Origin of the sequence: Acidisoma sp. L85 (assembly GCF_009765865.1) — a bacterium.
Lineage (GTDB): Bacteria > Pseudomonadota > Alphaproteobacteria > Acetobacterales > Acetobacteraceae > Acidisoma.
Genome location: NZ_LMUQ01000037.1, coordinates 168,487 through 181,744, shown reverse-complemented (window position 1 = coordinate 181,744; position 13,258 = coordinate 168,487). Strand labels below are relative to the sequence as shown.

General features: G+C 64.5%; 14 protein-coding genes. 9 read left to right on the top strand and 5 right to left on the bottom strand.

What is annotated here, in order from left to right:
* Window positions 1–8 precede the first annotated feature (8 nt).
* Together GSQ83_RS10015 and purD are read right to left on the bottom strand one after the other, a co-directional pair.
* Window positions 9–1,091 (bottom strand): ABC transporter ATP-binding protein, encoded by a 1,083-nt coding sequence (locus tag GSQ83_RS10015; RefSeq protein ID WP_254065596.1) that lies wholly within the window; start codon window positions 1,089–1,091, stop codon window positions 9–11.
* Window positions 1,092–1,338: 247 nt separating this feature from the next.
* Window positions 1,339–2,613 carry a phosphoribosylamine--glycine ligase gene (purD, locus tag GSQ83_RS10010; RefSeq protein WP_158802731.1) on the bottom strand — a complete coding sequence of 425 codons (1,275 nt, stop codon included), beginning with the start codon at window positions 2,611–2,613 and terminating at the stop codon, window positions 1,339–1,341.
* Window positions 2,614–2,674: 61 nt separating this feature from the next.
* Here purD and xseA point away from each other — a divergent pair, with 61 nt between their 5' ends.
* The 3 genes from xseA to GSQ83_RS09995 all read left to right on the top strand — a co-directional run bounded on the left by xseA (window position 2,675) and on the right by GSQ83_RS09995 (window position 5,574).
* Complete coding sequence (xseA, locus tag GSQ83_RS10005; protein ID WP_158802730.1) at window positions 2,675–4,225, top strand: exodeoxyribonuclease VII large subunit; 1,551 nt, start codon at window positions 2,675–2,677, stop codon at window positions 4,223–4,225.
* Between the two features lie 66 nt (window positions 4,226–4,291).
* Complete coding sequence (locus GSQ83_RS10000) at window positions 4,292–4,840, top strand: hypothetical protein (protein ID WP_158802729.1); 549 nt, start codon at window positions 4,292–4,294, stop codon at window positions 4,838–4,840.
* Window positions 4,841–4,986: 146 nt separating this feature from the next.
* The gene (locus GSQ83_RS09995) at window positions 4,987–5,574 is read left to right on the top strand and encodes a hypothetical protein (RefSeq protein WP_158802727.1); all 588 of its coding nucleotides are present in this window, start codon (window positions 4,987–4,989) and stop codon (window positions 5,572–5,574) included.
* A 65-nt stretch (window positions 5,575–5,639) separates the two neighbouring features.
* Here the strand turns inward: GSQ83_RS09995 and GSQ83_RS09990 are convergent, their stop codons facing one another.
* Window positions 5,640–6,152 carry a phosphoribosyl-ATP diphosphatase gene (locus tag GSQ83_RS09990; RefSeq protein WP_158802726.1) on the bottom strand — a complete coding sequence of 171 codons (513 nt, stop codon included), beginning with the start codon at window positions 6,150–6,152 and terminating at the stop codon, window positions 5,640–5,642.
* Window positions 6,153–6,172: 20 nt separating this feature from the next.
* Window positions 6,173–6,934, bottom strand: coding sequence for an imidazole glycerol phosphate synthase subunit HisF (hisF, locus tag GSQ83_RS09985; protein ID WP_158802725.1), 762 nt, complete (start codon window positions 6,932–6,934; stop codon window positions 6,173–6,175).
* 93 nt (window positions 6,935–7,027) lie between these two features.
* Here hisF and GSQ83_RS09980 point away from each other — a divergent pair, with 93 nt between their 5' ends.
* From GSQ83_RS09980 to GSQ83_RS09960, 5 genes are all read left to right on the top strand, one after another.
* A complete protein-coding gene (locus GSQ83_RS09980) occupies window positions 7,028–8,065 on the top strand; it encodes a cation diffusion facilitator family transporter (protein WP_158802723.1) in 1,038 nt (345 codons plus the stop codon).
* A gap of 88 nt (window positions 8,066–8,153) precedes the next feature.
* Window positions 8,154–8,789, top strand: a complete 636-nt coding sequence (locus GSQ83_RS09975; RefSeq protein ID WP_158802722.1) for a GbsR/MarR family transcriptional regulator — start codon at window positions 8,154–8,156, stop codon at window positions 8,787–8,789.
* Entirely contained in the window at window positions 8,786–10,243 is a 1,458-nt protein-coding gene (locus tag GSQ83_RS09970) for a cytochrome ubiquinol oxidase subunit I (protein WP_158802720.1), read from the top strand. Before GSQ83_RS09975 ends, GSQ83_RS09970 begins: the two co-directional genes overlap by 4 nt.
* Window positions 10,240–11,277 carry a cytochrome d ubiquinol oxidase subunit II gene (cydB, locus tag GSQ83_RS09965; RefSeq protein WP_158802719.1) on the top strand — a complete coding sequence of 346 codons (1,038 nt, stop codon included), beginning with the start codon at window positions 10,240–10,242 and terminating at the stop codon, window positions 11,275–11,277. Before GSQ83_RS09970 ends, cydB begins: the two co-directional genes overlap by 4 nt.
* A complete protein-coding gene (locus tag GSQ83_RS09960; RefSeq protein WP_158802718.1) occupies window positions 11,261–11,464 on the top strand; it encodes a hypothetical protein in 204 nt (67 codons plus the stop codon). The genes cydB and GSQ83_RS09960 overlap by 17 nt, the downstream gene beginning before the upstream one ends.
* Before the next feature lie 38 nt (window positions 11,465–11,502).
* Here the strand turns inward: GSQ83_RS09960 and GSQ83_RS09955 are convergent, their stop codons facing one another.
* On the bottom strand, window positions 11,503–11,733 hold the full coding sequence (locus tag GSQ83_RS09955) for a DUF2171 domain-containing protein (RefSeq protein ID WP_158802717.1): 231 nt from the start codon (window positions 11,731–11,733) through the stop codon (window positions 11,503–11,505).
* A gap of 288 nt (window positions 11,734–12,021) precedes the next feature.
* Between GSQ83_RS09955 and GSQ83_RS09950 the strand changes: the two genes are divergently transcribed.
* Window positions 12,022–13,254 carry an efflux RND transporter periplasmic adaptor subunit gene (locus tag GSQ83_RS09950; RefSeq protein ID WP_254065595.1) on the top strand — a complete coding sequence of 411 codons (1,233 nt, stop codon included), beginning with the start codon at window positions 12,022–12,024 and terminating at the stop codon, window positions 13,252–13,254.
* The last annotated feature ends 4 nt before the right edge of the window (window positions 13,255–13,258 follow it).

Here is a 13,258-nt window from a genome sequence, read left to right as displayed (position 1 = left end):
TCTCCCGCTCAATCCGCCAACAGGCGCTCGGCATCGTCGGGCCAGCTCAGCCCGACATTGGTTCCCGGTTCCAGCCTCACCGCGCCGCGGATCCGGGCGCGCAGCCGATCCTCCCCGGCGCGAATCTCGAGCAACGTGTCGGAGCCAAGAAAGGTCGCGGCTTCCACCACACCCCGGATACGTGGCTGAAAACCAGGCATCGTGAGTTCGATCCGCTCCGGCCGCACCGCCACCATCACATCCGCATTGCGGCCGAGGGTCGCGCCGTGGATGAGATTGGCCTCGCCGATGAAATCTGCCACGAAACGATTGCGCGGCTGATCGTAAACCTCTTCCGGTGTGCCGACCTGCTGCACCCGGCCGGTATTCATCACCGCCAGCCGATCCGACATCGCCAGCGCTTCCTCCTGGTCATGCGTCACCAGCACGAAGGTAATGCCGGTCTCGCGCTGCAGGCGTTTGAGTTCGAACTGCATTTCCTTGCGCAGCTTCAGATCCAGGGCCGAAAGCGGCTCGTCCAGCAGCAGCACCTGGGGGCGAGGAGCGAGGGCACGGGCCAAAGCCACGCGCTGTTGCTGTCCGCCGGAAAGCTGCGTCGGCTTGCGGCCGCGAAACTGCGAAAGTTTCACCAGCGAAAGCATCTCGTCAACCCGGGCCGTGATATCGGCCTTCTTCCAGTTCAGCATCTCAAGTCCGAAAGCGACGTTCTGATAAACCGTCAGATGCGGAAACAATGCGTAGTTCTGGAACACCATATTCACCGGCCGCTCGCGCGGCGGCAGTGCTGCGACATCCTTTCCGTGCAGCCGGATTTCGCCGGTCGTCGGATTCTCGAAGCCCGCGATCATGCGCAGCAGCGTCGTTTTGCCGCAGCCCGAGGGGCCGAGCAGCGTGAAGAATTCCTTCTCCATGATGGAAATATTGATCGCTTCGAGCGCGCGGTGGCCGGTGTTGGGATCACCGAAGACCTTTTCGACTCCAGCGATCTCAATCAGCCGGTCGCCCTGGGTGCCGGGCGCCGTTACCGGAAATGCGCTCGGCATGACGATCGCGGCGGTGGGGGCCGTGGCGCCGGACGGCGAGGAAACCATACTGGCCATTCTCCGAGGGTCTGGAATGCGGTGGACGCTTACCGAGCTACACTAGCCTCTCGGTCGTTTCTGTCCATGCACGGCGCGTGCCATCTCTCGGCGCATTGGGCATACCGCTCTCGCTACTTAGATGGACCCCAAATGCGCCCTCGGGTGAATAAACGAGCCGCCGCGGCTGTCGTCGCTGGTGGCAAAGGCGGGATTTGGGGTAGATGACAGCTTGCCGGATGACGCTGGCTGACCTCAGTCAAACCCGCAGGGCCAACGCATCCCCAATGTCGCGCCGGCAAAAACCGCCCGGCCAATGCACCGCATCGACCGCCGCATAGGCCCGAGCCCGCGCGGCAGCGAGGCTCGGCGCGGTCGCCGTCACCACCAGCACCCGCCCCCCGTCGGAAACCACACCGCCCGCCTCGGCCCGCGTTCCGGCCTGGCAGACGGTGACATCGGACAGCGCCGCCAGCCCATCCAGCCCGCCGATCGCCTCGCCGCGCGCATAGGCGCCCGGATAACCCCGCGCCGCCATGACGACCGAGACCGAAGCCTCAGGCCGCCAGCGCAGCTCGATCTCCGCCACCCGGCCATCGCAGGCGGCCAGCAGCGCTTCCAGCAAATCGCTTTCCAGCAGCGGCAGCAGCGTCTCGCATTCCGGATCGCCGAAACGGACATTGAACTCGATGAGCTTGGGACCCGCTGCGGTCAGCATGATGCCGGCAAACAGGATGCCCCGAAACGGCGCTCCCCGCGCCGTCATCTCCTCCAGCGTCGGGCGGATGATGCTCTCCATCACCTGAAGCTGGGTCGCATGGGTGAAGCTCGGCGGCGGCGCGATGGCGCCCATGCCGCCCGTATTTGGCCCCGTATCCCCGTCGCCCACCCTCTTATGATCCCGCGCCGCGCCCAGGAAGATGGCATCGGTGCCGTCGCACAGGGCGAAGACCGAAACCTCCGGGCCCTCCAGCAACTCCTCGATCACCACCGTCGCCCCCGCAGCGCCGAAGCTGCCCTCGCGGATGCAGGCGATCACCGCGGCCTCGGCCTCCTCGACGGTCTGCGCCACCACGACACCCTTGCCGGCCGCCAGACCATCAGCCTTCACCACCAGCGGCGCGCCACGCCGCCGCACGAATTCGAGCGCGTGATGGGTATCGGTGAAAGCCTCCCACCGCGCCGTCGGGATGCCCGCCGCGTCGGCGACCTCCTTGGCGAATTGCTTGCTGCCCTCCAGCCGCGCCGCCTCGGCGGTCGGCCCGCAGCAGCGTATGCCCTGCTCCTGCAAGGCATCGGCGAGACCGAACACCAGCGGCGCCTCCGGTCCCGGCACGACCAGATCGATGGCATTCGTGGCGGCGAAAGCGGTCAGCGCCTCCACGTCATCGGCGGGGATGGGCACCAGCGTCGCAAGCTCCGCGATTCCGGCATTGCCCGGGGCGCACCAGAGGCCCGTCACCAGGGGGCTGCGCGCAATCGCCCGCACCAGCGCGTGTTCCCGGCCGCCGGAGCCTACCACCAGAACGCGCATCCGCCCCTCCTGCCCATCGGGCAATCTTCATGTCGGGGCGCCTCTAGCATATCCTGCCGCCATGCCCGAAACCGACGACTCCGCCACGCTCCTCACCGGCAATATCCCCGAATATTCGGTCGGCGAGATTTCCGCCGCCGTGAAACGCACGCTGGAGGGCGCCTTCGGCCGTGTCCGCGTGCGCGGCGAGATCACCGAATTCAAGCGCTACGCTTCCGGCCACATGTATTTCTCGCTCAAGGACGAGAACGGCAAGCTCGCCGGCATCGTCTGGAAAGGCTCCGTCTCCCGTCTCGGGCTGGTGCCGGAAAACGGTGTCGAGGTGATCGCCACCGGCCGCATCACCGCCTATGGCGAGCGTTCGAGCTACCAGCTCATCGTCGAGCGGATGGACTATGCCGGTGCCGGCGCGCTGCTCGCCCGGATCGAGCTTTTGCGCCAGCGCCTCACCGCCGAGGGTCTGTTCGACATCGCCGGCAAGCGGCCTTTGCCCATGTTGCCAACGGTAATCGGCGTCGTGACTTCGGAGCAGGGCGCGGTGCTGCAGGACATCCGCACCACCATCGCGCGCCGCTTCCCCCGCCCGATCCTGCTCTGGCCGGTGGCGGTGCAGGGCGAGGGCGCCGCCGCGCGCATCGCCGCCGCCATCGCCGGTTTCTCCGCTTTGCCGTATGGCGGCCCGATTCCCCGACCCGACGTGCTGATCGTCGCGCGCGGTGGTGGCAGTCTGGAAGACCTCATGGCCTTCAACGACGAGGCAGTGGTCCGCGCCGCGGCGGCCTGCACCATTCCGCTGATCTCCGCCGTGGGCCATGAGACGGACACCACGCTCATCGATTTTGCCTCTGACCGCCGGGCGCCCACGCCCACGGCGGCGGCCGAGATGGCAATACCCGCGCGGATGGAGCTAATCGCCGATGTCGCCCAGCGTGGCGGACGCATCTCGGCCGCCCTCGCGCGCTTCATGAGCGAGAACCGTCTGCACCTGGCGGCGGGGGCGCGCGGCTTGCCGGATATGGCGACCGCGCTCGGCCATGCGCGCCAGCGGCTGGACGACCGGGCCGAGCGTCAGCGCCTCGCCTTGCCGAACTTGCTGGAACGCCGGCGGTCCGAACTGCGTCAGGTGGTCGGGCGTCTGCCCGATTCGGGCCATTGGCTCGACGGCCTCGCACGGCATCTGCGCGAGGAGGAGACACGGCTGCGCATCGGTCTGCCGCAGCTTCTGGGGCTGCGTCAGCATGGGCTCGGCCTCGCGGCGCAAGGCTTGATCGCCTGCGGGCGCCATCGCATCGGCGAGGCCCGGCAGTTGGAGGGCCGCATCAGCGCGCGGCTGCATCCGGGACCTGTTCTCGCGCAAAGGCGAGAGGCTTCGGCACAGCTTGCCGGTCTCGCGGCTCGCCTCGATTCGGTCTCCTACATGGCGGTGCTCGCGCGCGGCTTCGCGCTGGTGACGGACGAGGGCGGCCACGCGGTGACGGCGGCGGCCGGCATATCCCCCGGCGCCCGCCTCAACCTGCGCTTCGAGGATGGCGCGGTGGCCGCAACGGCCGGAGGCGCGCCGACCCGGCGCGGGGCTGGGCGCGGCGTTCCGGCACAGGAGTCTCTGCTCTGATATTGGAGCGCTGAGAGTGCGTTAAGGAATTCTCTGCTTTGATGGGCTGATTGGCGGAGGGCTGTTATGACCGTGAACCTACCTGTTCGACAGCTTTCCGCCTACTGGAAGCCCGATGAATTTGGCTTGTATCTGACTGCCGCTAGCAGCCACTCCTCTGGCGGATCCGGCGCGGAGTTTTCTCTTCTTTCACCGGCACAACGCGCTGCTGAAACGCGGAAACCGCAAAAGCCGAGGCTGCCATGGGCAGGTAGAAACTCGTTTGCAAATCTTGATGATGCGAAGCTTCGTTTTTTCGACCTATCGTCGGAGGCGTGGCAGAAATTGGTCGAGTCAGTTCCCAAGGAGCTACGCGAAAAGGAGCTGACAAACGGCAAAAGCTCTGTCGGCAACAAATACTACAGAATCAATTTATTATTTTCGAACAAAGTTACTGTGTCCAAGCTGGGCATCGAACACATCATTGCGGCACGCAAGGCGCGCGGCGAAGAGCCTATGCTGGTGGGCGACGATGCCGATGTGGTCTGGCGTCATAGTCAAGCTGCGAAGAAGGAAAATGAGAAACTCTATGCTACCTTCCGACGGATCGTTTCTCCGCCCTATCCGCTAAAGTAAATGCCGACAGCGGCGGCACCCGCCGGAGCCACTCCGACCGGCCCATCGCGTGGCGCCTAGGCACACGAGTCACTCCTCTAACGACCGCGATGCTTAAGAGATGTTAACGATTGTGCGGATAATGCGCTGATCGAAGGAGCGCAGTCATGTCCCTGAGTGTTAATGGTCCAAGTCGTCTCGAAGTCCAGGCGCAGCAGGACGTTCCCGTGTTTCGCCCGCCCGCTGGAGCTCGCCTGCCCGCCCGATACACAGGCGTTCCACTGGCGTCCCCGCACGGCGGCCGGCCACCGCGGTCACCTTTCAAGCAATACAATTTCACCATTCGTGAGGCATTGGACGAATGGCCGTCGTTGACGCCATTGCAGCCGAGAGCGACGTATTACTCCGTTCCGGAAGAGCTGCGAAACGAACAGCTAAACTGTTGGGTAAAGAGCTCCGCTCCAGGCAAATACTACAGCCTCTCCCATTTGGGAGTAAACAAGCTCATAAATTACACCGACTTCGACGGTGTCACCCGGGTCGTCGAAATCCCCATGATCACCATCAACGAGGCAGGTCTGAAGCGGATCATGGAGATTCGCAACCGAAACGGCGAATCTCTCATTCGGCCGGGCGACGAGGGAGATTATGTCTGGTGCCATTTTCGAGATCTAGAGGAGAAGCGCCAAGCTGCATTGGCGCGACGGCAAGCTCCACCGGCACCACCAAGAGTGAGCGCATCTTACGACAAATAGGCAATAGGCTGAGGCGCTGAATGGCCGAGCGCGGAACTCGGCCAAACGCTCGTACCGCCCAACCCTCAAGGAATCTTCGTACTCGCGATCTGCTCCCTGCTCCGCAAATTGTTCAGCCGAGACGCCTTCTCGGCCACGCCGCTGATACCTTCGCGGCGCATCAGCTCCGCCCAAACCTCCTCCGGCGCCACTTCCGCATCCACCCACAGCACAAGCAGATGGTAGAGCACGTCAGCACTTTCTCCGACGAGTGCCGAGCGGCTGGCGCCCGACACCGCCTCGATCACACATTCCACCGCCTCCTCGCCGAATTTCTGCGCGATCTTCGCGGTCCCGCGCGATAGCAGGCGCGCGGAATGGCTGATCGCCGGATCGACCTCGCGGCGGCTGACAATCGTCTCCCAGAGCCGGTCGAGCACCGTCGCGTCCGCCGATGCCAAGGAAGAAACCGCCGGCGTCTTCGGCATGGCTTTCTTGGCAGTAACGCGCGACGCCTTGGCCTTTGCAGCAACGCGTTTCGATGTCGTTGCCTTCTTCGTCGTCTTGAGCTTGGGCTTGGTCTTGGTCGCTTTGGCCATAAGGTCCCGGTATCCTCGATCTACTGAGCCAGGCGCACGGCCAAGCCTGCTTCATTCAATGCCATCTTAACCGCCGAAATCGTAAATTGTCCGAAATGGAAAACACTTGCGGCCAAAAGGCCGGTAGCGCCGGCGCGCGCGCCTTCCACGAAATGCCGCAGCTCACCCACACCGCCGGACGCTACCACCGGAACCGTTACGGTGCCGCAAACTTGAGCTAACAAATCGAGGTCGAACCCGCGGCCCGTGCCATCCCGGTCCATGCTCGTGAGCAGGATCTCGCCCGCACCCGTCGCCGCCATCCGCTGGCACCACTGCACGGCATCGAGCCCTGTCGCGACCCTGCCGCCGTGGCTGAAAACCTCCCAGCCGCCGCCTGGCACGGCCCGCGCATCGACAGCCACGGTCACGCATTGGCTGCCGAACTTCTCGGCCGCCTCGGCGACAAGCTCCGGCCGGGCGATGGCGGCCGAGTTGATGCTGCATTTGTCAGCCCCGGCCAGCAGCAGGCGGCGCATGTCGGCGGTCGAGCGGATGCCGCCCCCCACCGTCAGCGGCAGGAAGATGCGTGCGGATGTCTTGGCAACGACATCGAGGATCGTGTCGCGATTCTCGTGACTTGCGGTAATGTCGAGGAAAGTTAGCTCGTCGGCGCCGGCCGCGTCATACAGCGCGGCCTGCTCGACCGGATCGCCGGCATCGCGGAGAGAGACGAAATTGACGCCCTTCACCACCCGGCCGTCCTTGACGTCCAGACAGGGAATTACGCGAAGCTTTAGCATGGGCGAGGGGCTTTCATTACGGCGCCCTTGTGGCCACGGATTACTGCCGCCGCAAGAGGAAGGACCGGGCGCCGCCCCGGGAGGTCTCGGCCGATGAACTCACATGGGCACGGATCAGGCGAAGACCACGATCACGAAGACCATGAGCACGAAGACCATGAGCACGAAGACCATGAGCACGAAGGCCACGCCCACGACGAGCATTCGCATGAGGGCCATTCCCATGCGGGGCATTCCCATGCGGGGCACGTCCACGCGCCGGCGAGTTTCGGGCGGGCTTTCCTCATCGGCATCCTGCTCAACATCGGCTTCGTGGTGCTGGAGGTCGTCTATGGCTTCCTGGGTGGCTCGGTCGCGTTGGTGGCGGACGGTGCCCATAACCTGACCGATGTCCTCGGCCTCGCCGCCGCCTGGCTGGCGACGGTGCTGGGGCGGCGGCGGCCCACCGCGCGCTTCACCTATGGCATGGGCCGCAGCACCATCCTGGCGGCACTCTTCAACGCTGGCCTGTTGCTCCTCGCCACGGGGGCGATCCTGCTGGAGGCGATCCGGCGGCTGGTCACGCCGGAAGCGGTGGCGCCACGCGTCGTCATCATCGTCGCCGCCGTCGGCATCGCGATCAACGCCATCAGCGCGTGGCTCTTCGCCTCCGGGAGCAAGAATGACATCAACCTGCGCGGCGCCTTTCTGCACATGGCCTACGACGCCCTTGTCTCGGCCGGGGTCGTGGTAGCGGCGATCGTCATCGCCTTCACCGGCTGGAACCGGCTTGACCCGGCGATCAGCATCGTGATTGCCGTCGTCATCGTCTGGGGCACCTGGGGTCTGCTGCGGCAATCGCTCGGCATGTCGCTCGATGCGGTTCCCGAGGCGATCGAGCCGGCCGCCGTGCGCCGCTACCTCGAAAGCCTCCCAGGGGTCGAGCGCATCCACGACCTGCATATCTGGGCCATGAGCACGACCGAAACCGCGCTGACGAGCCATCTCGTCATTCCCGGCCCGCATCCCGGCGACGTGTTCCTGCAACGCACCTGCCAGGAACTTCGCCAACGCTTCCGCATCGGCCACGCCACGCTGCAGATCGAGATCGACGACGCGGTCTGCCGCCTGACCCCCGACAACGTGGTCTGACCGCGATGACAGACCGCTCCAAACCGTCATTTGACGAGCGAATCTACTGTAGATATCTTAATTTCAGAATTTACTGAAAGTTCTGGCCGTGGAGCTGTCTCCGCTCTCCGAGGCTTTCGTCCTGCATTTTGGCGAGATGGGCAGCCGCTGGGGCATCAACCGCACGGTCGGCCAGATCTGCGCCTTGCTCTACGTCTCGCCCCGTCCGCTACCCGCCGATGAGATCGCCGAGGTGCTGCGCTTCTCCCGCTCGAACGTTTCAATGGGTTTAAAGGAGCTGCAATCGTGGCGCCTCGTCCGCCTGCAGCATCTGCCCGGCGACCGGCGCGAGCATTTCTCCACGCCGGACGACGTGTGGCAGATCGTCCGGACCTTGGCGGAGGAGCGGCGGCGGCGGGAAATCGATCCCACCCTTTCCGTGCTGCGCGATCTCCTTATGGAGAAGGCGGCGACCGCCAGTGATCGCCATGCCCAATCCCGTATGCGGGAGATGCACGACCTGATCGAATTGATAACGAGGTGGTCCGAGGATGTGCAAAAGCTCGAAACCGATCAGCTTACCCAGCTTCTCCAACTCGGGGGCAAGGTCGTGCGGCTGCTTGAACTGAAGAACCGGCTTCCGCTGCTCGGTTCCGAACAGCGGCGTCGGCGTGCTGGCGCGGGGGGTACCTTGGCCACCAGCGAAAATCAGGAACAGGACGAGGATCAGGAGATGCTGCCATGATCGCCCATGCGCCCGCCCTAGCGGTGGTGCTGGCTCGGGGCCAATTCGGCTTCACCATCGCCTTTCACATCCTGTTCCCCGCCTTCTCGATCGGCCTCGCCAGCTACCTCGCGGTGCTGGAAATCCTGTGGTCGATCACCGGGCGGGAAGCCTATATGGCGGCCTACCGCTACTGGCTGAAGATCTTCTCGGTGGGCTTCGCCATGGGCGTCGTCTCCGGCCTCGTCATGGCCTACGAGATCGGCACGAACTGGAGCGGCTATTCCCTGAAAGTCGGCCCCATCCTGGGCCCGCTGCTCGCCTGGGAAACGCTCACCGCGTTCTTCCTGGAGGCCGGCTTCCTCGGCATCATGATCTTCGGGCTGAAGCGGGTGGGACCCAAGCTGCATCTGCTCGCGACCTGCATGGTGGCGATCGGCACGCTGATCTCGGCCACCTGGATCCTGATGGCCAATTCCTGGATGCAGACGCCGGTCGGCTACGCGATCGGTCAGCATGGCGAGTTTGTGCCCAAGGATTGGCTGGCGATTTGCTTCAATCCGAGCTTCCCCTTCCGCTGGGTCCACATGGTCATCGCGGCCTATATGTCGGTCGCCTTCGTGGTCGGCGGGGTCGGCGCATTCCACCTGCTGCGCGATCGCCGCAACGAGGTGGCGCGGCTGATGTTCTCCATGGCGATGTGGATGGCCGCCCTCGGCATGCCGGTCCAGCTATTCGCCGGAGACGCGCAGGGCCGGAACACCCTGCAATATCAGCCGGCTAAAATCGCGGCGATGGAGGGTGACTTCACCACGCTGGCCGGCCAGCCTTTGGTGCTCTTCGGCCTGCCCAACGTGGACACCGCCCGCAACGACTACGCGATTTCGCTGCCCCACCTCGGCTCCCTCATCCTGACCCATACCTGGGACGGCACCGTCAAAGGGCTAGACGCCTTCCCCAAGAATGACTGGCCGGTCGTCTTCGTGACCTTCTGGGCTTTCCGCGTGATGGTCGGTCTCGGCGTGCTGATGATGCTGGCTGGCTTCCTCAGCCTATGGCTCCGCTTCCGAGGAAGACTTTACGATACGCCGCTATTCCACCGCTTGATCACGGCCATGGGTCCGGCCGGCTTCATCTGCATCCTAGCAGGCTGGACGGTGACAGAGACCGGGCGGCAGCCCTGGACGGTCTATGGCCTGCTGCGAACCGTGGACAGCGCGTCGCCCGTCACGCTCCCGATGGTGATCTTCTCCTGCACCCTCATCCTGATCATCTACTTCGTCGTCTTCGGTGTCGGCATCCGTTACTTGCTGGCGATGATGGCCAATCCGCCGAGTCTCGACGAAGCGCCGCCGTCGAATGATCCGCCGCAGCGCACCCAGGGCATCACCCCCGGTCCGGCAGGCGGCACGGGAAAGCGAACCGAACCCCACCCCGGAGCGGGTGACCGCTCACAAGGAGTGCCCGCGGAATGATCGCCGATCTGGCTGGGCATCCCATTCTGCCCGTCATCTGGGCCTGCATCCTGGCCTTCGTCATCCTCGCCTATGTCACGCTCGACGGCTTCGACCTCGGCGTCGGCATGCTCTTCGCGGTCGAGCCCGAGCCGCATGACCGCGACGTGATGGTCAATACCATCGCGCCGGTATGGGACGGCAACGAGACGTGGTTGGTGCTGGGCGGCAGCGGCCTCTACGGCGCCTTCCCGGCGGCCTATAGCGTGATCCTGCCATCGGTCTATCCGCTGGTGATCCTCATGCTGCTGGGGCTCATCTTTCGCGGTGTCGCCTTCGAGTTCCGCTTTCGGGCGATCGAGAGCCAGCGCCGCCGCTGGGACTGGAGCTTCTTCGGCGGTTCCGTGCTCGCCGCGTTTTGCCAGGGCGCCATTCTGGGCGCGCTGATCCAGGGCACGAAGTCGTCGGCCGACCTTCAGTTCTCCGGCGGTCCCTTCGATTGGCTGACCGGCTTCACGGTGTTCTGCGGCATCGCGGTAGTTTTCGGCTACGCGCTGTTGGGGTCGAGCTGGTTGCTGTGGCGCACCTCGGGCAAGCTGCATACCAATATGCGGCGGCACACGCAGGTGCTGGGCATCGTCATGCTTGCGATGCTGCTCGTCGTCAGCCTGTGGACACCCACCCTCAACCCCAGCTTCTCCCATCGCTGGTTTGCCTGGCCGGGCATCCTCGCGACCGCCGTCGCCCCGATTCTCTCCGTTGTCCTGGCTTTCGTCTTCTTCGCCAGTTTGAAGAAAGAGGAGGGACAGCACGACCGCAGGCCGTTCTTCTGCGCGCTCGGCTGGTTTGTTTTGGGCTTCCTCGGCCTCGGCTACTCGATCTTCCCCATGATCGTGCCGCCGTCGCTCGATATCTGGCAGGCGGCCTCCGTGCCTTCCAGCCAGATCTTCCTGCTGGTCGGGGCGGCGGTGATGATCCCGCTCATCCTCGGCTACAACGCGCTCTCGTATTATATTTTCCGTGGCAAGGTGGAACCCGGTGCGCATTACCACTGACAGGCGTGATGCCTTCGACCGTCTAGCCGCCGCCACCTCGCGGCTACCGGGGGCGCGTGCGCGCACCGAGTGGTTCGTGGCGCGGCCTCGTCTGCGGCGTTGGGCGTGGTTCGTGGCGATCTACGGGGTGAGCGTCGTGGTCTTCGCCGCGGTGGCGTTCTTCCTCAACGCCATTGTGCCGAAATAACCCAGGATGGGACGCCCAGCTTAGGGCGCCCCATTGGTTCAGGCGGTCGCGGCTTTCTTCTGGGCTTCGGCGGCGGAGACGTTCAGCGTCACCTTGTCGCCGACGGAGGCGATCAGGCTGAGATCGATATAGTGATGCTCGCCATGCGCGGCCGGGTCCTTCTTGGTCAACTTGAGGCGGCTGCCGTCCAGATGGTCGACGGTTCCGACATGTTGGCCGTCGGACCCGACGACCTCCGAATGTTCTATGATCTTCGATGTATCGACCATTGCCGTTCCTCCAAAATGAGTCGCCTGAAGCCAGGCGGCTGAAGCCGATGTGCGGTTGCGAGCGTCCGGATCAACCCTGCCTTACGCGCCCGTGCCATTCCCCGCTGCCGACAGCTTGGTGCATCGCGATTTTGTGACCAATTGGCGTGCGAAGCCGAAACCATCGGAAATTCTCTTGCAGATTCAGCGTCAAGGCACCTAGGGTGCCTCCGGCCTCGGCGCCGAGTCTTGCTGCGTTTGGCATTTCATCCCTGTGATTTCGCGCGTTTCGGCGCGGGAAGGCTTCGTTTGGCCATTTTCCTCCGCGTTTCGCCCGCCCATCACATCTCCGCCAGTCCGAGCACAGTGTGTCGCGGCGTATTCCTGGCGCTGGCCTTTGCCGGGCTGCTGGCGGGATGCAAAAAGTCCAACGAATACGTGGCGCCGCCGCCGCCGCAGGTCAGTGTGGCCGTGCCGCTGAAGCAGGAAGTCACGCGCTACCTGGAAACCACCGGCAACATTGCCGCGATCAACACGGTGCCGCTCGTCGCCCGCGTCAACGGCTTCCTCTACAGCCAGAATTACGTCGATGGCACCGAGATGAAGAAGGGCGACACGCTCTTCACCATCGAGCCGCCGCCCTATTATGCCCAGTTGCAGCAGGCCCAGGCGCAGCAGGCCGCGCAGCAGGCGGCGCTTATCCAGGCGCAGCAGCAATATGCCCGCCAATCGACCTTGCGGAACCAGGGCGTCAACTCGGTCGCCGATCTCGACACAGCCCAGGCCAAGATGGACGGCGCCCAAGCCGATCTCGATCAGGCGAAATCCAGCGTCCAGCTCGCCGCAATCAACTACTCCTATACCCAGGTGAAGGCGCCGTTCGACGGCCTGGTTTCAGCGCACCTTGTCTCTGTCGGTGACATGGTGACCTCCTCGCCCACCACGACCTTATCGACCATCGTGCAACTCAGCCCGATCTACGTGAACTTCTCGGTCAGCGAGACGGACGTGCAGCGGATCCGGGCCAATCTGCGCGCCCGCGGCATCTCGCTCGCTGAGATCAAGAACGTGCCGGTCGATGTAGGGCTGCAAACCGAAACCGGCTTCCCGCATGCCGGCCTCCTCGACTACACCGCGCCGACAGTGGACCCGACCGCGGGCACCCTTTCCGCACGCGGCCAATTGTCCAATACAGACCACGTTCTGCTGCCCGGCATGTTCGTCCGGGTGCGCGTGCCGCTCGGCAAACAACCTAACGCCATGCTGGTGCCCGACACGGCGCTCGGCTCCGATCAGGCGGGCTCCTATCTCATGGTCGTCGATGGCACCAATACGGTGCAGCAGCGCACTGTCACCACAGGGCCGCTGGTCGGCACCTTGCGGGTGATCGATAACGGCCTCGCGCCAGACGACCATGTCGTCGTGGATGGTTTGCAGCGCGCGATACCTGGCGAGAAGGTGACGCCGACGCTGACCACGCTTGCGGCGCCACCTGATACCCCTGCGCCGGCCGCCGCACCCGCCAAGCCCGCGGCCCAGTAGCCCC